The organism is Clostridium merdae, assembly GCF_900176635.1.
Lineage (GTDB): Bacteria > Bacillota > Clostridia > Oscillospirales > Acutalibacteraceae > Faecalispora > Faecalispora merdae.
On sequence record NZ_FXLN01000004.1, the window covers coordinates 1,127,929 to 1,147,148 of the forward strand.

Here is a 19,220-nt window from a genome sequence, read left to right on the forward strand (position 1 = left end):
CTTTTTCCGCAAAACCTCTCTACCATATTATACTAACCAGAATTTTAAATATCAACCGAAATCCAATCTTTCAGCATGTCCGCATAAGATTTAAACGCAGATGGAAGCGAGTATTCCTCCAATAGCTCCCGATAGGTCACCCATACAAGCTCCCCAAAGGGTTTCGGCACCTTTCCACCATACGCAGTCATATGCCATTCGCGGTGCGAAAAGATATGCTTTGCCAGTGGCAGGGGAGTTAACTCTGCTTCTTTTTCTCCCCATTCGGCAAGTACTCCCTTTGCCTGCTCCGCAGAAAGCTTGCCCGTTACACTGGGAAGCTCCCACAGCCCTGCCAGCAACCCCTTAGCGGAGCGCCGCCTAAGGGCAACCCGATTTTGTGAGCATAGAAGGAATATCGTTCGCTCTTCCACCACGCGGGGCTTTTTTGCCGTTTTTAACGGCAGCTCTGCAGCAATTCCCTGCTCAAATGCCTTGCACAAGCGATTTAACGGGCAAACAAGGCACTGCGGAGCACCGTTTGGCAAGCATACCGTTGCCCCCAGCTCCATAAGTGCTTGGTTAAAATCGCCCACCCGTTTGGGAAGAATGGCCTGCACGGCTTCGGTAACCTCTCTTTTCACCGTAGAATTCTTCATATCACGAGAATCCGCAGTGAGGCGCGAGATGACCCGTAGTACGTTGCCGTCCACCGCAGGTACTAAAATCCCAAATGCGATAGAGGAAACCGCACCGGCGGTATACTCGCCAAAGCCCGGTAACGTTAAAAGCGCATTAAACGAGGCGGGAACCTGCCCGCCGTACTGCTCTACCATTACACAAGCGGCACGCTGTAAATTACGAACGCGATTGTAATACCCGAGCCCTTCCCACAGCTTTAACAGCTGCTCTTCCGGGGCATTTGCCAATGTCTCCACCGTAGGCAATGCCGTTAAAAACCTCTCATAGTATGGCTTTACCGCCTCTACACGTGTTTGCTGAAGCATAATTTCAGACACCCACACGCGGTATGGTTCGGGGTTTTCGCGCCAAGGCAACACGCGGGCGGCTTTATCGTACCAAGCCAAAAGCGGTGATACAATTTCCTGTAATTCTTGCAATGAGTTCATAAGGGCTCCTTATTTAGCCAAAACAAGCCGGCAGAAGCTTCGTTCCGCCGGCTGATATCTCTTTTTTTGCCAATCTCCTCGTAACCCGATGTAGAGCAGGGGAAGCAGCGCATGCTTTCTGCAAGGGTACTCTGATTCACTGGCTTTTCTTACTATTTACCTGCAAAGAGCAACTTATCCCTTACGGAAATACGGCTTGTCCGATAAAAATTGGTCGGCAGGCTTTTTGCCCGATTGGTCTCTCGTCATCAGCGGGCGCGGCGGCTCCCCTTTTCTACGCGGGCCAAGAGAAGTGCGGTACTCTCCTTTTTTCTCCATAGCGGGTTCGCGGCGGCTCTCAGATGCAGGTTGGCGCTGCGGTTGCTCTTTGATTGCACGATTTGCACCGTCTTTTCGTTGTGCTTCCCGTTTCTCCGCCACTTGCGGCTGGCGAACTGTTTCTGTTTTTGCAGCGGGCATTTTCGGTGCGCGCTTCTCCATTTTTGCGGGGCGAGAATCCCTTTGTGGCTGCGGCTTCTTTGCGCCGGGTTTTTTCTCCCCTTGCTTTGTAGCAGTCACTTCTTTTTCCGCATGGGTCGAACGCGAAGCCACTTCCTTGCGCTTGCGCGGCGGTTTGGCTTTTGAGGCCTGCTTTGCCTGCCCCTGCTGCTTTGGTACACTGGCTGGTGCAGGCTGCTGCTCGATTGGTTTGGAGCGCTCCTGCCGCTGAGAAGCCCCTTGCTTGCGGGGCTTTTCATTGTTTTGATTCTGCTGTGCCCGCTGTGGGCGCCCCGTTTGCTGTTTAGGGGGGGTCAGCGTGAATACCTCCATAGGGTACGCGTGCTCTTCAATCACGGGAATCGGCTTGCCAATTAACTTCTCAATATCTTTCAGGTAAGGCTTTTCGTCTATATTGCAAAATGAAATGGCAATTCCATCGAGCCCGGCGCGGCCGGTACGGCCAATACGGTGCACATACGTTTCGGGAATATTCGGCAAATCGTAGTTGATTACGTGCGAAAGCTCATCAATATCGATACCGCGAGCGGCAATATCGGTTGCAACTAACACCCGAATTTTGCGGCTTTTAAAGCTGGTAAGTGCAAGCTGGCGGGCAGATTGCGATTTATTTCCGTGAATAGCCTGCGCCTGAATCTTCGCACGAGCAAGCTCACGCACCACACGGTCGGCACCATGCTTGGTGCGGGTAAATACCAAAGCGGAATCGATTTTCATCTGTTTTAGTAAATCGATTAGCAGCTTTGCCTTATTCCCCTTGTCTACAAAGTAAAGGCATTGCTCAATAGCATCCGCTGTGGATGAAACCGGGGTAACGGCAACCTTTACCGGGTCCACCAGTAAAGAATCCACTAGCTGTGTAATCTCTGGTGGCATTGTTGCTGAGAAAAACAGCGTTTGCTTCTCCTGCGGCAATTGCTTAATAACACGTTTAACATCGTGAATAAAGCCCATGTCGAGCATACGGTCTGCTTCATCGAGTACAAAAACCTGAACGGCGCTTAAATCAATGAATCCCTGCTGAATTAAATCGTTTAAACGGCCGGGAGTAGCTACTAGAATATCTACCCCGCGTCTTAGGCTATTGACCTGCCCAACCTGAGACACACCACCAAAAATCACCTCACTGCGAAGCGGTAAGTACCGCCCGTAGGCGTGAAGGCTTTCTCCAATTTGAATCGCCAGCTCACGGGTAGGAGTTAAAATCAACGAACGTATTGGGCACGGCTGCCCTTTTGGCTCAGTAGACTGTGCATTAAGTCTTTGCAGAATCGGTACGGCAAAGGCAGCCGTTTTACCGGTTCCCGTTTGCGCGCAGCCTAATACATCGCGCCCTAAAAGTGCGGGGGGGATCGCTTTCTCCTGAATGGGAGAAGGAGATTCGTACTGTTCCTCCTGCAACGCTTTTAAAATAGGCGCGATTAAATTGAGTTCTTGAAAATTCATATATTACATAATTCCTTCCTAAAAAAGCCGACAGCTAGCCCCAATAAGGCTTTTGGCTCGGCGTTGGTCTTTCTATATTAAAACACAGAGAAAGCGGCCGACTCCGCTCACAGTGAGTGGTCTGCCGCTTGAAGGCTATCGGCTGGCTCCGGTAACCATTTTACCGGATAATAGTTTATTATAACGCTCTTTGCTAAGGAAAGCAAGAACCACCCTGTCAGCTTCACACTACACCACACCTAGCCTTAATACTATATGCCCAGTATATACCCAGAAAAACAGCCGACCGTAAGGCCGGCTGAACTTTTTTAAAAAATATTATTTGGCAGCGAAAGTGTTGCTTATAAAAAGGGAATTTGCAAATTGGGGTTGGTGATTTCTTTAATGGGTACACCGTAATACTCCTTGCGGTACTGCGCAATGGAGTAAGATAAGTTCGCGGCAATGCGCTTGGTGTTGTGCATAATCCAATCTGCGTCACGGGGATTATCGTGAAACGCGGTTTGCACCAAAAGCGCAGGCATCTCAGGGAAAGCCATCTCAGTAAGCGTTTGGTTATTGGCAAGCTTAATTCGATCACGCTCAGGATATATAAAATTGTCCTTTACAATTTTAGCCCACAGCCCACTCATGGGGTGGTCGGTCTGGTAATACACAAAACACCCGTTATACTGCCCAACCTCCACCTCCGGTGCCGCATTCGAATGGATAGAAAGGTAAAGCGTGCAGTTGTTTTGGTCTGCCTGCTTTGCCCGGGCTTGCAGCATGGTTCCCCATTCGCTCACAGGCACTTGTGCACTCGAGGGAGCTATGAGGGTTTCAATTCCATATTCATTTAAATATTGCGCCATCCAGTTTGCAATTTGGCGCATATAATCTTCTTCTGTTTTGCCATCTGGATACATATTATAGTATTGCGGAGACGGACTGAGGTAAACACGAAACGCAGCCTGCTCCGTTTTTATTTTCGTTGCCTCATACGATTTTGTCTGCAATTCATTTACGGCCGCTTGTGGTTCATAGGCTGCTACATGTGAGCCAGTTACTCCAAATAGCATTCCCATAGCAAGCAAAAAACCCAATACCCGTTTACGCATTGTTCGTTCCCCCTGTAAAAACGGCACATTTTAACTAGCACTTTATCCCATTATATCGGTTGTTTCTCAATTGATAATTCTTTAATAGAATAAAAAGACGCGAACAATAGAAAAGCAATTAGTTTACATAACCATATCGATTTTTATACTAGAAAAAGCGACTCAGCCAATGGGCTGTAGTATGGCTAAAAAACAGCGATTCGCAAGGCAAGCGTTGATTTTCCTATATAAATCTTTTATAATCAAAAGAAAACAACGGATTCTCATCCGGTGAAGGAGAACGCAAATGATCGGAATTATTGGTGCGATGCCCATTGAAGTTGAGGGGCTTAAGAACAGGCTGCAAAACCCACAAACACAGTCTATTGCTGGTATTGAGTTTTACAGGGGACTTTTGTCCGGTGTAGAATGTGTCGTCGCCCATTGTAACCCCGGCAAGGTAAACGCCGCACTGTGCACGCAGCTCATGATTAACCACTACCAGCCCCGCATTGTAATTAACAGCGGAGTCGCAGGAGGAATTGGTGAGAACGTTCACATTGGTGACCTGGTTATCTCTAAGAGTGTTGTACAGCACGATATGGATACTTCTCCCCTTGGCGATAAACGAGGGTATTTATCCGGATTAGGCGTCATTGAAATTCCTGCAACTCAAAAGCTCGTTGAGCTGCTGGCGCGTACGGCACCGGAGGTTTATAAGGGTGCGGTACATACCGGTGTAATTGCGACAGGCGACCAGTTTATCTGCGACTCTGCAAAGCTGCATGAGCTGGGCAGCGAATTTGAGGCAATGGCGTGCGAAATGGAAGGCGGAGCCGTTGGGCATGTATGCTATGTAAACGGCGTGGATTTTGTAGTGCTGCGCACCATTTCAGACAATGCAGACGATGACGCAAAAATGGATTATTCCACCTTTGCACCCATTGCGGCACAGCGTGGCATCGACTTGGTTTGCCGTGTGTTACCCGAACTAAATTAACATAATTCCTATTTTTTCTTGTCTCTGACTCCCGGATTGGAACCCAAATAGATACGGAGGGTGCGTATGAAAATTTATGACATCTCCCGCGAATTGTTTTCTGCCGATGTATACCCGGGCGACCCCATTCCATGGTACGAACAGGTAAGCCGTATTGATACCGGCGACGACTATAACCTCTCTGCATTTTATACCGGCTCTCACAGCGGTACTCATTTGGATGCACCGCGGCACTTTTTGGAGGACGGAGACACGATAGACCGACTACACCCCAGTAATTTTATTGGCCCCTGCACAGTCATTACCGTAGATGGGATTGTGACAGGAGAACAAATGGAAGCACTCTTAACCCACTGCCAAAAACGCATACTGCTCCATGGTGACGGACAAGCATACCTTGACCGCAGTGCAGCCTTTGTTCTGGCAGACAGCGGTGCTCTGCTAGTAGGCACAGATGCGATCACGATTGGAAATGAGGAAGATGAGCGTTCCGTTCATTTAGAACTGTTGGGCGCCAATATCCCCATTTTGGAGGGCGCCGTTTTTGACGGTGTGCCGGATGGTGACTACCTGCTGATTGCCCTGCCGTTAAAGCTTCGGGGCTTGGAGGCCTCCCCCTGCCGCGCGGTATTGATTCAGGGGGAACTGCCAAGCTTATAAAACGGAAGTTATAAAAGAATAAAACAGCACCTGCCTTTTCGGTAGGTGCTATTTTTGCGATGAAAAGAAAATCATATTTTCGTCTATTATTTTGCCCCCAGTAACTCTTTCTACTTTGCATTTTGCAGGCAAATTCATCGGTGACTTTTTTGCTCATGAAAGCATTTCCATATATGAGCACTTGAATAATTTAACTTACTCTGTATATGTTTCGTACATCACTGTATCGGAGAGTGATTTTCTTTCAGTTACATGGCGTTCCGGATTTAGGAACCCATTTAGGGGATACCCTAGAATCAATAACACAGTGGGCACTATGTATTCTGGTATTTCAAACTCTTTACGAATAATATTGGGGTCAAACAAACCTACCATAACACTACCTATATTTAATTCCCTTGCTGCAAGCATCATGTGGTCGCAAACAATACCAATGTCTAAATCGCCCGAACATTTTTGATCAAAAGGGCGTATCAGCTCATTTCGAGTGTCCCTACATACGATTAGAACACAACGAGAGCCAAATAAATGATATGCTTTTTCTACCTTAGTCAAATTTTCTGGAGTTTGAACTACTATAATACGTTGTGGCTGCCGATTGCAAGCCGTAGGTGCAACATGTCCAACCGTTAAAACCTTTTCTAAATCACTTTGGGGAATGATTTTGTCCGTAAATCCACGTGTGGTACAACGTGCTTTTGCTAATTCAAAAAAGCTCATTCTATTCCCTCCATTAAAACATGAATAAAACTTCGTGTTCAATAATAGCACGAATAGAACGCCTCGTCAACCAAACGCGAATAAAACTTCATATTCTATTGACCTAAAGTGAATACATAAGTTATAATGAGCCTGAGGTGAGGTGAATGAAAGAAATACGCAAGCCAATCCAAAAACGTTCCATTGAAAAGATGAGAAAAATTTCAGAAGCGGGTTTTGAATTATTTTGCGAAAAGGGTTACCACGGAACAAATACAATAGAAATTGCAAAACGTGCAAATGTATCTACTGGTGCGCTATACAGTTATTTTCGCGATAAACGTGACATTTATATTGCAGCTTTTGAACAATATCTTACTTCTTTTTCTAATGATTTATTTGAAAAATTAAATACTCTAAAAGAGCCGTTCAAGCTTTCCATTTTTATAAAGAGATGGATTTCAATCTATATTGAAGTATATGCTACTTCAAATCAAGCTTTAGCTCAATTAAGAACGGTAATGATCGAAGACAAAAAAATTAATCAGTACTTTTGCAATTTTGAAAATGAATATGTTACTGGAATTGTTGAGATATTAAAAAGGAACCATATTGTCTCTGATGATTTACCTGAAAAAGTATATACGTCTTGTATATTGGTGGACGCATTGTGCCGTGAGAGAAGTTCTTTTTCACACGATAGATTAAATTATGCGGTTTTAGAATCGCAAACAGAAAAAGCGATATACCATCTGCTGTCGTCGTAACACTTATGAGTTTAAATTACAAAATAGTAAAACCAGCATATCGTCACTTTAAACGATATGCTGGTTATCTTTTCACTTGTTAAAGATGAAAGGCATTAAGCTCAGTTGCAATCTTAAAATTGATATATTTTATAAATACTACGCTTACATTGCATTTTGCAAAGCAAGTTCATAGGCGGCCTTTGTTTGTTCATCAAAGCAGACCATGGTAACCGCTTTTACCACTTTTGCTTTTTTGGAAAAAGCAAGAATCTCTCTTACCCCAATATAAGCAGCCGTTTTCAGCGGAAAACGATAAACACCTGTGCTGATGGATGGAAAAGCTATGCTTTCACAGCAATTTTCTTCTGCAAGTTTGAGGCTGCTTTGGTAACAAGAAGCCAAAAATCCCTCTTCCCCGGCTCCGCCGCCTCGCCAAATAGGTCCAGGCGTGTGGATGACATACTTTGCCGCAAGCTGGTAGCCTCCTGTTATTTTTGCCTGCCCCGTTTCGCAGCCACGCAGCCCTCGGCATTCCTCCAAAAGCGCGGGGCCTGCCGCCTTGTGAATGGCTCCATCCACTCCGCCGCCACCCAACAGAGAAGTGTTGGCAGCATTTACGATTGCATCCACCTGAAAAGTAGTAATATCTCCCTCAACTATAAAAAAATCCATTGGTTCCTCCTTGGGTACCTATACCCGTAAAACCGGCTTCTGCCGTCCCGGTATGCTACTTCACTTTTAAAAACCATCTTTATAAATAGAATACTATAATTATCCCAAAAGACAATGAAATAAAGATTAAAAAAACAGCCTCTTACCAGGTGCCTATTCGTCACCGGGTGAGAGGCTGCCATTCATTTTATTGCGTAATCATTCAGAGATTTGGTCGGCAATACTGCGCGCATAGCACTTCATCTTCGCCAAATCGTCTGCGGTTGGGGTGAAATTGGAACGGATTCCTTCCCCTAAAAAGTTATACTTTAAATGCTCCATACGTGAGCGCACCATACCAACTGCTTCGCCGCTCCAGCCAAAGGAACCAAATGCCCCAGCAGGTCTTGAACGAACGTTGATTGCATCAATGCTGGAAAGTACATCCCAAATTATTTTTGGCGCATCACGGTTAATGGTGCAAGAGCCTACGAGCAGTGCGTCCGCATCATTTGCGGCGGTTACCGTTTCTTCAAAAGGAGTGAAAACCACATCGATCAGCTTCACATCCAGCTCAGAGTCAGCAGCAAGCTCTTCATAGGCTGCCTCTGCCAATTGCTTGGTGCAGCCGTAAGCAGAAGCATACAAAATCGCAATCTTGCGAAGGTCGCGCTCTGCAGGCTGGCTCCATTTACGGTAAAGCTCCGTAATCTCCTGAATCCCTTGCACAAGGCATGGGCCGTGGCTAGTGCAAACCATACGAACCGGCAGGTCTTTGATTTTATCTAGACCGCTGAGCACATAGGGCTTGAACGGACCAAAAATACATTCGTAGTAGTGCCGAACCTGCTCCAAGTATTTCTCCCGGTAGTGCATGTTGGTATCTACCATTGTGGGTTCACAAAAATGAGTTCCAAGAAAATCGCAGGTAAACAGTAAACCGCTCTTTTCGTCCCACGTAAACATGGAATCTGGCCAGTGCAGAAGAGGCGCCACAATAAACTGCAGCGACCTGTCACCCAGATCTAAAGTCTCTCCCGATTTTACAACATGAAAACGGAACTCCTGATTCGCGATTGCTGTAATGTACTTTTTCGCCGCCATTGTAGAGTAAATCTCAATGTTGGGGTTGAGTGCAATCAGCTTTGCCACGCTTCCGGAATGATCCGGCTCCGTGTGATTCATAATCAAGTAATCGATTTCGCTTATATCGATAATACTCTGAATATTGTCGAGATATTCTTCAAAGAAATCCGCATGAACGGTCTCAATCAGCACATTTTTCTGGCCGGTAACCAGGTATGCGTTGTAACTGCTCCCATAGGGAGAATCCATAATAATATCGAACACACGCAAACCAGGGTTTAACACCCCGACCGAATAAATGTGGTCCGCCAATTTCTTCGTTGCCATGACTGAAACATCCTTCCCGCTTACTGGGCGTAAATTTGCCCTTTATTCGGGGCTAAACATATCTTTTGATACCCCGCATTCCGGACAGGTCCAGTCTTCAGGAAGATCTGCAAAGCTAGTTCCGGGAGCGATTCCGTTATCAGGATCCCCAATTGCCGGATCGTATACATAACCACAAGCATCACATACATATTTTGCCATAACAATTAACACTCCTTTTCGTTTGACAATCTTTTATCACTAAAGAGATAACGCCTTTAGTATACTCTATTTTTCATAAAATTGTCAATGAATCGCAGTGTCTTTCAGGTGTCTTTCTTTCGTTAGAAACCACCGTCATCCATAATGTTACACAAATGTCCGGGACATACCGTACCCGTTGCTAGGGTACGGGCCAAGGCCATCGCGCGTGCTTCTGTGCTGCATACATTTGCATATTCGGCTTGGGCATTGACAGTACCCCTTTGTACAATGCGAACCCCAAAGCCGGATTTCTCGTCGCCAAAAATATAATACTCCAATACTCTGTTTTGACGCGATACGATGATTTTTCCAACATTTTTAACCATAACGGCCACTCCCCTTTCTTTGTGAAAAATATTCACAAATTCTTTATCATTCATCATACGAGATTTATGAAACGTTTTCAATATGACATCCCATTATCACATTCACTTTTTAACTTTTCCTCAATATCTTTCGTCTCTTTGTTTCTTTTTTACCATATGTAGAGTTAAGCAATGCCTTTTCTGCTTCTACTATCACAAATGGTACAAGAGAGAGGATTGCAACTGCAAACCACTGGCCACCGCTGAGAACCGCAGTTTTAAATATTTGTGCAACTGGTGGGAACGCAATGACAGAAACCTGCATGAACGTGCAGATAACCGCGGCCACTAAAATTTGCGGATTACTGAGGAACCCAATGCGGAACAGCGAATGCGATGAGCGCATGTTAAAGCTATGTACAAGCTGAGAAAGACTTAGTGTTGCAAACGCCATTGTGCGCCCAATAATGGGATACGAAGGGTCTATGTCGAAGAAGGCGCGACCGATACTGTAGGCAAGAAGAGCCAGCGCACCAATGAGACAACCCTCCACCAAAATATTGTACCCCATACCACCTGCGAAAACACTCTCATTTTGCCGATGCGGGGGTTGTTCCATCACATCGTCTTCAATAGGCTCCACACCAAGTGCAAGCGCCGGGAGTGAATCGGTCACCAGATTAATCCATAAAAGCTGAATGGCAATCAGGGTAAGTGGCAGGTGCAATAAGAAAGCCATAAAAACAGTGAGGATTTCACCAATATTGCAGGAAATTAAGAAGTGAATGGTCTTGCGAATATTCGCGTAAATACCGCGGCCTTCTCGCACAGCTTCTACAATTGTCGCAAAGTTATCATCGGTAAGAACCATATCTGCCGCGCTCTTTGCTACATCGGTACCCGAAATACCCATCGCGCAGCCAATATCCGCCGCTTTGAGCGCCGGAGCGTCGTTTACACCATCACCGGTCATCGCCACTACTTCACCACGTTTTTGGAATGCCTTTACAATACGTACCTTATGCTCCGGTGAAACACGGGCAAACACGGAATATTGATAAATGTTCTTTTCCAGCTCACGCTGCTCCATTTGGTCTAGCTGCTGGCCGGTGAGCGCTTTATCGTCCGCACCCATCATCCCTAGCTTACCAGCAATGGCAACCGCAGTAGCCACATGGTCACCGGTTATCATAACTGCACGAATGCCTGCTTTTTTGCACAAATGAACCGCCTTTTGGGCTTCCGGTCTGGGCGGGTCAATCATACCAATAAAGCCGCAGAACACCAAGTCCTTTTCCCACTCGCTTTCCGGTGGGAGCTGGTTTACATCTCGGTATGCAACACCAAGAACACGCAGTGCACGGGAGGCCATCTGTTCATTTCTGCGCTGAAGATCACGCCGTACCTGAGAATCCATTGGTGCTGCAAAGTTCGCACTTTGGCAGGAGGTACAGCGTTCCAGTAACAAGTCTGGCGCACCCTTCGTAATTATACGGAATTGCTGATTATCAAGGCGATGCACCGTGGTCATCATCTTACGTGCAGACTGAAAGGGAATTTCTCGCACGCGGGGCATACGGCGCTCCAATTGCTCTTTTGAAACAGGAGAAGCTACTAGCAGCGCCGCCTCTGTTGGGTCGCCCTGAATTTTATCGCCGGAAACGGTGCAGTTATTGCAAAGTGTTGCCAGCTCCAAAACTCGCCTTGCTTGTGGGTCTTGCTTCGTCAGCAGGCCGTCATAACCAGCAACCTCAACTACTGTCATTTTATTCTGCGTCAGTGTTCCGGTTTTGTCAGAACAAATGACGCTCGCACTGCCAAGTGTTTCCACCGCCGGCATCCGGCGAACAATTGCACGGCAGTTTGCCATGCGGCGCACGCCCATTGCCAGCACAATCGTAACCACCGCCGGCAGGCCTTCGGGAATTGCCGCTACCGCCAGGCTGATGGAAATCATAAACATATCTAACGGTTCTACACTTTGAAGCAGACCCATGATGAAAATCACGGCACAGATGGCGAGGGCACCAATTCCCAAAACTTTACCGGTGTGAGCCAGCCGCTTTTGCAGTGGCGTTTGGGGGGCTTCCTCCGAGTGAATCATGTGGGCAATTTTACCAACCTGTGTTTCCATTCCGGTTGCAACCGCAACGCCAACACCACGCCCGGCTGCCACACTGCTGCTGGAATACAGCATGTTTTTGCGGTCACCAAGCGGCGTACGCTCGCCGCAAACTAACTCCGCCGATTTTTCAACCGGCACTGATTCCCCGGTAAGTGCAGATTCCTCCGCACGAAGATTGTGAGCTTCTAGAATACGCAGGTCAGCGGGAACAAAATCGCCCTCGGTAAGAAAAACAATATCTCCCGGTACAATTTCTTTGGATGGAATTTTAACCCTCTTGCCATCACGCATAACAATCGATTCCGGAGAAGACAGCTTTTTCAGTGCATCAATCGCCTTTTCAGCACGGCTCTCCTGTGCCACACCAATTACTGCATTCACAACCACAATTAACAGAATAATAATGGGGTCTATGTAGTCATTCTCATTGCGAACCAGCGAAGTAAAAAATGATACTGCCGCTGCAATTAGAAGGATAATGACCATAAAGTCTTTGAATTGTTCCAAAAACTTTGCAATTAAACCTGGCCGTTTGCCCTCCTGCAGTTCGTTAGGGCCATGTTCTCTGCTTCGCTGCTCTACCTGCGGAAACGTAAGTCCCCGTTTTGGGTCTGTTTTTAACTGCCGGACACATTCCTCTCTGGACAAACTTTGCCACTCCAAAACATATCAACTCCCGCTTTGATTTTCAGGCTATCGCCCACAACTGCCTTTGCATTGATTATATATATTAACCCGGGTGGACGAATTAGAACCGAAAGCGGAGATTTGTCGGAATTCACCGCAAAACGTTTAATTATCTTGCAGAGAATTATTATCCCCACCTACATAACAGGAAAAATGGGATATCCCTTGACAAATGGAAGAAAAAGCCGATATCATATTCATATAGACATAGAAATAAACTCAGAAGAGCTTTCTCCATTCCCACCGGTTCGAACATAAAAGCACGGTAACCTTTTGCGTGCAACGAATTTGCAGCTTTGCATTATTTATCAAGGCGTGCTTTGGGTCTTTTGTAATTTAAATTGTTGAATTTTATTTTGTGGGAATAGCGGCCTCTTCAGAAAAGGTGGTAAAGCATGAACAAAAAGCAGATTACGGGGTTAATTGCAGCCGCGCTCGTATTTGTATTCGTATGCGGTTCCAGTATGATGCTGCGCAGCTTTGCAGGACAGCAGCAGCAAACCAGCTATATTGAGAAAATGTTGAAAGCAGCAAAAGAAGAGAAATTTGATTTTCCAACCAGTCCCTTTGTGGGAGTCGTAACGGTAGAAGGAACCATCCAAGCCTCCTCCTCTTCTTCTTTGTTCCCTGATGAGGGCTATAACCACAACCGTACCTTAAAATTGATTGACAGCCTTGAAGCAGACCCCAACAACAAAGGAATTCTTCTCTATGTGAACTCACCAGGCGGCGGTGTTTATGAAAGCAACGAGCTTTACAACCGCCTGCTCAAATACAAAGAAAAAACCAATCGCCCTGTTTGGACGTATATGGCAAACATGGCGGCTTCCGGCGGTTACTATATCTCCATGGCATCCGACAAAGTGATTGCCAACAGCCAAACTTGGACCGGTTCCATCGGCGTAATCATTTCTTTGTCGAACTACAAAGAGCTGATGGATAAAATCGGCATTAAGAGCGTGCTGTTTACGAGCGGCAAAAACAAAGCAATGGGCAGCGCCGGAATTGACATGACGGAGGAACAAAAGCAGATATTCCAGTCTTTGGTGGATGAGCCCTATAATACCTTTGTAAGCATTGTGGCAAAGGGTCGCCATTTAGAGGAAGCCAAGGTACGCCCTCTTGCAGACGGCCGTATTTACACCGCAAAGCAGGCATTGGAAAACAAGTTGATTGATAAAATTGAAGATTACGAAGTAGCACAGGCAGATTTTGAAAAATCGCTGGGTGACAACGTTACCTTCTATACCCCTAATTACACAACCTCCCCGTTTGCTTCCCTTTTCTCAATGGCGAAGCAATACAGCCGCAGTGATGCAGAAAAGCTGGCCGACCTAATGGAAATTAAAGAGAGTGGGGTGCCAATGTATTATGCAGCCATTGGAGAATAACACACCGATTCGGGGCGGTTTCTTTGTGCGCCTAACTGCCTACCTGATTGACCTGATTCTCATTGGCGCAGTATTACTGCTTACGGTTCGACTGCCGCTTTTATTTGTTCAGGCATCGAACCCTCATTCCTGGTTTTTAAGCCCCATCCTGTTTCGTTTCACCCCTTACGATATTTTGCTGTACCTTGCCGCTTCTGTTTATTTTATTGTAATGACCTATACAACAGGAGCTACCATTGGCAAGCGTTTGATGAATTTACGCGTTGTTACTTGTGACGACAGTAAGCTCACCTTTGTGAATGTTCTCTACCGTGAAACGATTGGGCGTTACCTTTCATCTTTACTATTCATTGGTTACCTGATGATTGGGGCTAGTGAAGCAAAGCAGGCTTTGCACGACCGCCTGTGTGACACTCAAGTGATTTATACGTTTAAAGCCCCCACGGTGTATGGAAACACAGCGTATGGCTACAACCAAGCTGCCGCTGCAACAGCAGCACCTTCTGGGCCGGTTACCTATCGCCCCTTTGGTCAAATAAACGCAGGAGCGGCAAACGTCGATTCACCGGCGGTGCCCGGAACACCTGAACCGTCACCATTGGAACAGACACCGGAGCAAGACCGCAAGACTTTTGAATAATTTTTTCAATTATTTTTGAGTAAAAAGAACCACTGGCAGAGCCAGTGGTTCTTTTTAGTTATTGCTACCATTTTAACCCCTTTTTAATTTCAAGTATAGAATTATGAAAACAGTTTGGTTTTTTAACCAACTAATCAACTAATATTTTCTTACTTTCGCTCTTTTCCAATAGTTACACGTTTAAATGCTTAAATATTGGAAAAAATAGCATCAGGTGATTTATATGAATTTTAGAAAAAAGAAAAAGAATCCAGAAGATGATACCAACCCAAATACAACACAAAAGGAAAACGCACTATTAACGTCTTCTTTAGAAGAGAATTTGAAAATCTTACGCAACATTTTCGATCCGGATGAAACCATTGAATACCGAATGCTGGAAAATAAAACACAGCGACTTTTACAAGGCTGCGTTATTTTTGTAGACGGGATGATCGACCACCAAATACTTGACCAATATGTCATTCAGCAAATTCAAAGCAGCGAAATTCCCCGTTACACACGCGGGGGGTATATTGAAGAGTTGCAAAAAAAATCCATTACAGCAAGTAACCTCTTTCTAACACAAAATATTGAGGAAATTACGGATGCAGTCTTACAGGGAGATGCCATTTTTTTACTGGATGGCTCTGACCATGCAACGATTATCGATTGTAAAAATCTTGCAAGCCGCCCTGTACAGGAAGCCAGCTCCGAGCAGGCGGTACGCGGCCCACGCGACGGCTTTACGGAGCAAATTCTAGTTAATATTTCGCTGATACGAAGAAGAGTGATTTCTCCAGACTTAAAATTCAAATACAAAAACATTGGCACCATTACTAAGACAAAGGTGTGCATTTGTTATTTAGACAACATTGCTTCGGATCAAGTAGTAGAAGAATTGGAAAATCGGCTCGATAAAATCGAGATTGACGGCATTGTTGATTCCGGCTATATACAAGAACTAATCAAAGACTCCCCCCTCTCTCCCTTTGATACCATTGGGTATACCGAGCGGCCCGATTCTGTGGTGGGCAAGATTTTGGAGGGCAGAGTAGCTTTAATTGTAGACGGCAGCCCCTTTGTGCTAACCGTCCCTTTTATTTTTCCAGAGATATTCCAAACGCCGGAGGATTACTACAACAACTTTATATTTTCTTCTTTTAACCGCCTGCTGCGCATTTTTGGAGCCATGATGGCTTTGTTTGTACCTGCAATTTATGTAAGCCTTACAAACTTCCACCAGGAGTTGCTGCCTACCCCTTTGCTCCTCAGTGTTGCAGCGGGGCGCTCCGATGTACCGTTCCCTACGGTCTTAGAGGCCTTTTTAATGCTAATCGTGTTTGAAATACTGCGGGAGGCTGGTGCACGAATGCCTACTGCAATCGGCCAAACTGTAAGTATTGTTGGTGCGCTGGTGCTTGGGCAAGCCGCGGTTGACGCAAAGTTTATTGCGCCTTCTATGATTATTATTGTTGCCCTAACGGGAATTTCAGCCCTTATGAACACAAAGGTACAGGGTGCTATATTAATTCTTCGTTTTGTATTTTTAATTCTCGCTGCTTTTATGGGTATTTACGGTGTTATTTTCGGGGCACTTTGCCTTCTCAATCACCTAATGAGTATTCGTTCGTTTGGTGTTCCCTATATGCTAACGGAAGGTTCTGTTCGCTATACAGAAATTAAAGACACTTTAATTCGAGGGCCTTGGTGGTATATGAAACTGCGCCCTCAAATTATTGCATCCAAAAACAGGTCACGAATGAAGAAGCACGCAAAGAAAGGAAAATAAAATGACGTTACTGCGCAAATCGATCGCAATACTGCTCATTGTTTCCATACTTTCCAGCCTTTGCGGCTGCTGGAACTACCGCCTGCTGGAGGATTTGGCAATTGTAGCGGGAATGGCGATTGACAAGGGAACCGATGACCGTTTTGAGCTTACTATTGAGATTGCAGAAGCCAAAAGCGGTAAGGAGCGAATTGTAGGTTCCCGTATTATTCATACCTCTGGCCAAACCATTTTTGATGCCGTTCGCGACGGAATCTCTATTGTTGGTAAAAAACTGTATTGGAGCCATACCAAATCCATTATTCTCAGTGAAGAAATTGCACGGGATGAAATGTCTAATGTTATGGATTGGCTGGCGCGTGACGGAGAAACCCGAACAGACATTGAAATGTTTGTGGCACAGGGAATTCCGGCAAAGGACATTCTACAGGTGGAAAACCCTTCAGACGAAATTTTATCCTATACGCTGGAATCCATGATTCTCAACGAAGATGGTTTATCTAAGGCGAATCATACTCAAACATGGAAATATGTAAACGATTTGATTTCACCTGGGATTTACCCTACTGTGCCTTGCGTTAGCCTGTGGAACGACAGCGAAGGCCAAACGCCATCCATAGAGGGAACTGCACTGTTCCACAATTTTAATTTTGCTGGCTTTCTTGACGGTGACCAGACGAAAGACTATCTATTCATCGAGAATAAAATAAAAGGCGGACTGTTGGTTTATCCCTTCTCCTATCAAGGGAAAGAACAGTTTGTTTCCCTCGAAATTTTTAATAATAAAACAAAGTTTGAAACAAAGTGGAACGACTCGAAACCGGAGATTACCGTGCACATTGAAACAACCGCCGCCATTGATGAATTGCATGGTACGCCTGGTGAAATTGGTAACGAACTAACAAATACTTTAGAACGCTCTGCTCAAGAATACTTGAAAAAAAGAATTGAAAATACCATTCAATTGGTCCAGAGCAAATACAAGTTCGACGTTTTCGGCTTCGGTAATTATATTTACCGTACAGAACCGCAAAAGTGGAAAGCACTTGAGCCGAATTGGGATGATACATTTAGCAAGCTAAAAGTAAATGTTGAAACGCAGGTTTCCATTAAAAACAGCGCTACCGTTAAAAAAACAATGCCCGGAGGTGTTGGCTAGTGCTCGCTTTGGTCGTACTCGTTTACGGGCTAATTGTTTTATTAGATATTGTTCCCATCTATAAAGAAAAACCGAGAAAAGATTTTTGGGTCTCCACAAGTCTCCTTGCCATTTCATTCATCGTGTCCGTCTTGCTTTCCTTTGGAATGGATATTCCCAGCCCGGCTGGCCCATTAAAGCAACTAATCAATATGATTTATCATTTAAATTGAGGATAATTTATGAAACAAGAACGCATTGCGAACCGCCAGCTATTTAGCATGGTTACTTTATTTGTAATTGGCAGCTCATTAATTGTTGGTGTTGCCACACAGGTTACCGTAGATAAATGGATTGCGATTTTAGTTGCTTTGCCGGCAGCAATCCCTACAATATGGTTATATATGAAGCTGCTTTCGCTATACCCCGGTAAAAACCTGTTCGATATTTTTGTACTGGTATTTGGCAAATGGGTCGGTCAATTTTTTGTACTGCTTTATACGTGGTACGCTTTTCATTTGGGTTCTTTGGTACTGCGCAACTTTGGGGAATTTGTAAACATGATGGCTATGCCCGAAACTCCAATGATGGTACCCCTTATATTCATGGGTATCTCTTGTATTTGGATTGTAAGGGAGGGAATTGAGGTATTGGGGCGCAGTGCTTTTTTCCTGCTGCCTGTTATGGTACTCATTATTGTTATTGTGCAATTTCTTTGTATTCCGCAGTTAAATCCAGAATTTATCACACCCGTTTTGGCAGATGGGTGGAAGCCTGTGCTGGAGGGCGCCTTTTCTACCTATACCTTTCCGTTCGCAGAAACCGTTTTAATTGCTACTGTTTTTTGTTGCCCTGTAAATAAAAAAGTGCCCTATAAGCCTTTTTTAGGCGGTTTCCTTGCCGGCGTAGTGATTATTTTGGCAGTTACCTTTCGCAACATTTTGGTATTAGGTGCGGTGCAGGAGATGGGACTTTATTTCCCTTCCTATATTGCAGTGGGCAGAATTCGTATCGGCGACTTTTTACAAAGAATTGAAGTAACAGTATCCATCGTATTCGTTGTTGGTGCTTTTATTAAAATCAGCGTATGTTTATTGGCCGCCTGTATGGGAATAAAAAAACTGACAGGATTAAATAGCTTTCGCTCTATCGTAATACCGGTTGGGATTCTAATGATTTTGTTTAGCTACACGGTATATTCCAATGCAATGGAAATGGTAACATGGGCTTTTGAAACCTACTCTTTCTACGCCCTCCCCTTCCAAATCTTCATTCCGCTTATTTTGTTGGCAGCTGCCATGTTTCAGCGGCAGAAAGAGAATAAATTAAGCACACAGCCCTCCTCTTAATAAAACAGGGGCATATATGAAACAAATTTCTATTTAAAAAGCCAACATCCGAAAAGATGTTGGCTTTTTGCTGCAACACCCTCTATCAGAATAATTATTTTGTTCTTCTCACCCATTGCGGTGTACTTAATCAAAACATAGAAACTCTTTGTAAATCTACATTTGTGCAAACATACTCTGCGACCTTAATATTTCAAATTCACTCTATTTAAATTACACATTTTATTTTCAAACCCTTTGTGGTATGATGATGCCTGTTCATTTCGCTCT

The 19,220-nt window shown here is 45.0% G+C and carries 18 protein-coding genes; 9 read left to right on the top strand and 9 right to left on the bottom strand.

All coding sequences use genetic code 11. The annotated features are described in order from the left end of the window. Window positions 1–44: 44 nt before the first annotated feature. From mutY to CAN90_RS11100, 3 genes are all read right to left on the bottom strand, one after another. Entirely contained in the window at window positions 45–1,109 is a 1,065-nt protein-coding gene (mutY, locus tag CAN90_RS11090; RefSeq protein ID WP_085833882.1) for an A/G-specific adenine glycosylase, read from the bottom strand. A 174-nt stretch (window positions 1,110–1,283) separates the two neighbouring features. Further along, complete coding sequence (locus CAN90_RS11095) at window positions 1,284–3,053, bottom strand: DEAD/DEAH box helicase (protein ID WP_085833883.1); 1,770 nt, start codon at window positions 3,051–3,053, stop codon at window positions 1,284–1,286. A gap of 341 nt (window positions 3,054–3,394) precedes the next feature. Beyond that, window positions 3,395–4,150 (bottom strand): N-acetylmuramoyl-L-alanine amidase family protein, encoded by a 756-nt coding sequence (locus CAN90_RS11100; RefSeq protein WP_085833884.1) that lies wholly within the window; start codon window positions 4,148–4,150, stop codon window positions 3,395–3,397. 286 nt (window positions 4,151–4,436) lie between these two features. Between CAN90_RS11100 and CAN90_RS11105 the strand changes: the two genes are divergently transcribed. After that, the gene (locus tag CAN90_RS11105) at window positions 4,437–5,129 is read left to right on the top strand and encodes a 5'-methylthioadenosine/adenosylhomocysteine nucleosidase (protein WP_085833885.1); all 693 of its coding nucleotides are present in this window, start codon (window positions 4,437–4,439) and stop codon (window positions 5,127–5,129) included. A 66-nt stretch (window positions 5,130–5,195) separates the two neighbouring features. Then, window positions 5,196–5,789: a cyclase family protein gene (locus CAN90_RS11110; protein WP_085833886.1), complete on the top strand. Its 594-nt coding sequence runs from the start codon at window positions 5,196–5,198 to the stop codon at window positions 5,787–5,789. 195 nt (window positions 5,790–5,984) lie between these two features. On the opposite strand, the gene CAN90_RS11115 is transcribed toward CAN90_RS11110, so the two are convergent. After that, on the bottom strand, window positions 5,985–6,509 hold the full coding sequence (locus CAN90_RS11115; protein ID WP_085833887.1) for a nitroreductase family protein: 525 nt from the start codon (window positions 6,507–6,509) through the stop codon (window positions 5,985–5,987). A 146-nt stretch (window positions 6,510–6,655) separates the two neighbouring features. On the opposite strand from CAN90_RS11115, the gene CAN90_RS11120 reads away from it, so the two are divergent. Beyond that, the gene (locus tag CAN90_RS11120) at window positions 6,656–7,255 is read left to right on the top strand and encodes a TetR/AcrR family transcriptional regulator (protein WP_085833888.1); all 600 of its coding nucleotides are present in this window, start codon (window positions 6,656–6,658) and stop codon (window positions 7,253–7,255) included. A gap of 144 nt (window positions 7,256–7,399) precedes the next feature. On the opposite strand, the gene CAN90_RS11125 is transcribed toward CAN90_RS11120, so the two are convergent. The 5 genes from CAN90_RS11125 to CAN90_RS11145 all read right to left on the bottom strand — a co-directional run bounded on the left by CAN90_RS11125 (window position 7,400) and on the right by CAN90_RS11145 (window position 12,622). Next, window positions 7,400–7,909, bottom strand: coding sequence for an O-acetyl-ADP-ribose deacetylase (locus tag CAN90_RS11125; RefSeq protein ID WP_085833889.1), 510 nt, complete (start codon window positions 7,907–7,909; stop codon window positions 7,400–7,402). Window positions 7,910–8,107: 198 nt separating this feature from the next. Then, a complete protein-coding gene (locus CAN90_RS11130; RefSeq protein WP_085833890.1) occupies window positions 8,108–9,301 on the bottom strand; it encodes an FprA family A-type flavoprotein in 1,194 nt (397 codons plus the stop codon). Between the two features lie 42 nt (window positions 9,302–9,343). Next, window positions 9,344–9,502: a rubredoxin gene (gene rd / locus CAN90_RS11135; RefSeq protein WP_085833891.1), complete on the bottom strand. Its 159-nt coding sequence runs from the start codon at window positions 9,500–9,502 to the stop codon at window positions 9,344–9,346. A gap of 122 nt (window positions 9,503–9,624) precedes the next feature. Continuing rightward, window positions 9,625–9,870, bottom strand: a complete 246-nt coding sequence (locus CAN90_RS11140) for a DUF6514 family protein (RefSeq protein WP_085834351.1) — start codon at window positions 9,868–9,870, stop codon at window positions 9,625–9,627. 109 nt (window positions 9,871–9,979) lie between these two features. Beyond that, entirely contained in the window at window positions 9,980–12,622 is a 2,643-nt protein-coding gene (locus tag CAN90_RS11145; RefSeq protein WP_085833892.1) for a calcium-translocating P-type ATPase, PMCA-type, read from the bottom strand. A 434-nt stretch (window positions 12,623–13,056) separates the two neighbouring features. Here CAN90_RS11145 and sppA point away from each other — a divergent pair, with 434 nt between their 5' ends. The 6 genes from sppA to CAN90_RS11175 all read left to right on the top strand — a co-directional run bounded on the left by sppA (window position 13,057) and on the right by CAN90_RS11175 (window position 18,950). Continuing rightward, window positions 13,057–14,052 (top strand): signal peptide peptidase SppA, encoded by a 996-nt coding sequence (gene sppA, locus CAN90_RS11150; RefSeq protein ID WP_085833893.1) that lies wholly within the window; start codon window positions 13,057–13,059, stop codon window positions 14,050–14,052. Beyond that, window positions 14,033–14,692: an RDD family protein gene (locus CAN90_RS11155; protein ID WP_085833894.1), complete on the top strand. Its 660-nt coding sequence runs from the start codon at window positions 14,033–14,035 to the stop codon at window positions 14,690–14,692. Before sppA ends, CAN90_RS11155 begins: the two co-directional genes overlap by 20 nt. Window positions 14,693–14,915: 223 nt before the next feature. Further along, entirely contained in the window at window positions 14,916–16,463 is a 1,548-nt protein-coding gene (locus CAN90_RS11160) for a spore germination protein (RefSeq protein ID WP_085833895.1), read from the top strand. Window position 16,464: 1 nt separating this feature from the next. Further along, the gene (locus tag CAN90_RS11165) at window positions 16,465–17,622 is read left to right on the top strand and encodes a Ger(x)C family spore germination protein (protein WP_085833896.1); all 1,158 of its coding nucleotides are present in this window, start codon (window positions 16,465–16,467) and stop codon (window positions 17,620–17,622) included. Beyond that, window positions 17,622–17,834 carry a hypothetical protein gene (locus CAN90_RS11170; protein WP_085833897.1) on the top strand — a complete coding sequence of 71 codons (213 nt, stop codon included), beginning with the start codon at window positions 17,622–17,624 and terminating at the stop codon, window positions 17,832–17,834. The genes CAN90_RS11165 and CAN90_RS11170 overlap by 1 nt, the downstream gene beginning before the upstream one ends. A gap of 9 nt (window positions 17,835–17,843) precedes the next feature. Further along, window positions 17,844–18,950 (top strand): GerAB/ArcD/ProY family transporter, encoded by a 1,107-nt coding sequence (locus tag CAN90_RS11175; protein WP_085833898.1) that lies wholly within the window; start codon window positions 17,844–17,846, stop codon window positions 18,948–18,950. Window positions 18,951–19,220: the final 270 nt, after the last annotated feature.

Excerpts from the sequence above, each read along its gene's own strand:
- CAN90_RS11160 (WP_085833895.1), top strand. The coding sequence starts at position 14,916 with ATGAATTTTAGAAAAAAGAAAAAGAATCCAGAAGATGATACCAACCCA.
- CAN90_RS11110 (WP_085833886.1), top strand. The coding sequence starts at position 5,196 with ATGAAAATTTATGACATCTCCCGCGAATTGTTTTCTGCCGATGTATAC.
- CAN90_RS11125 (WP_085833889.1), bottom strand. The coding sequence starts at position 7,909 with ATGGATTTTTTTATAGTTGAGGGAGATATTACTACTTTTCAGGTGGAT.
- CAN90_RS11130 (WP_085833890.1), bottom strand. The coding sequence starts at position 9,301 with ATGGCAACGAAGAAATTGGCGGACCACATTTATTCGGTCGGGGTGTTA.
- CAN90_RS11175 (WP_085833898.1), top strand. The coding sequence starts at position 17,844 with ATGAAACAAGAACGCATTGCGAACCGCCAGCTATTTAGCATGGTTACT.
- CAN90_RS11165 (WP_085833896.1), top strand. The coding sequence starts at position 16,465 with ATGACGTTACTGCGCAAATCGATCGCAATACTGCTCATTGTTTCCATA.
- CAN90_RS11095 (WP_085833883.1), bottom strand. The coding sequence starts at position 3,053 with ATGAATTTTCAAGAACTCAATTTAATCGCGCCTATTTTAAAAGCGTTG.
- CAN90_RS11105 (WP_085833885.1), top strand. The coding sequence starts at position 4,437 with ATGATCGGAATTATTGGTGCGATGCCCATTGAAGTTGAGGGGCTTAAG.
- mutY (WP_085833882.1), bottom strand. The coding sequence starts at position 1,109 with ATGAACTCATTGCAAGAATTACAGGAAATTGTATCACCGCTTTTGGCT.
- CAN90_RS11100 (WP_085833884.1), bottom strand. The coding sequence starts at position 4,150 with ATGCGTAAACGGGTATTGGGTTTTTTGCTTGCTATGGGAATGCTATTT.
- rd (WP_085833891.1), bottom strand. The coding sequence starts at position 9,502 with ATGGCAAAATATGTATGTGATGCTTGTGGTTATGTATACGATCCGGCA.
- CAN90_RS11140 (WP_085834351.1), bottom strand. The coding sequence starts at position 9,870 with ATGGTTAAAAATGTTGGAAAAATCATCGTATCGCGTCAAAACAGAGTA.
- CAN90_RS11115 (WP_085833887.1), bottom strand. The coding sequence starts at position 6,509 with ATGAGCTTTTTTGAATTAGCAAAAGCACGTTGTACCACACGTGGATTT.
- CAN90_RS11155 (WP_085833894.1), top strand. The coding sequence starts at position 14,033 with ATGCAGCCATTGGAGAATAACACACCGATTCGGGGCGGTTTCTTTGTG.
- CAN90_RS11120 (WP_085833888.1), top strand. The coding sequence starts at position 6,656 with ATGAAAGAAATACGCAAGCCAATCCAAAAACGTTCCATTGAAAAGATG.
- sppA (WP_085833893.1), top strand. The coding sequence starts at position 13,057 with ATGAACAAAAAGCAGATTACGGGGTTAATTGCAGCCGCGCTCGTATTT.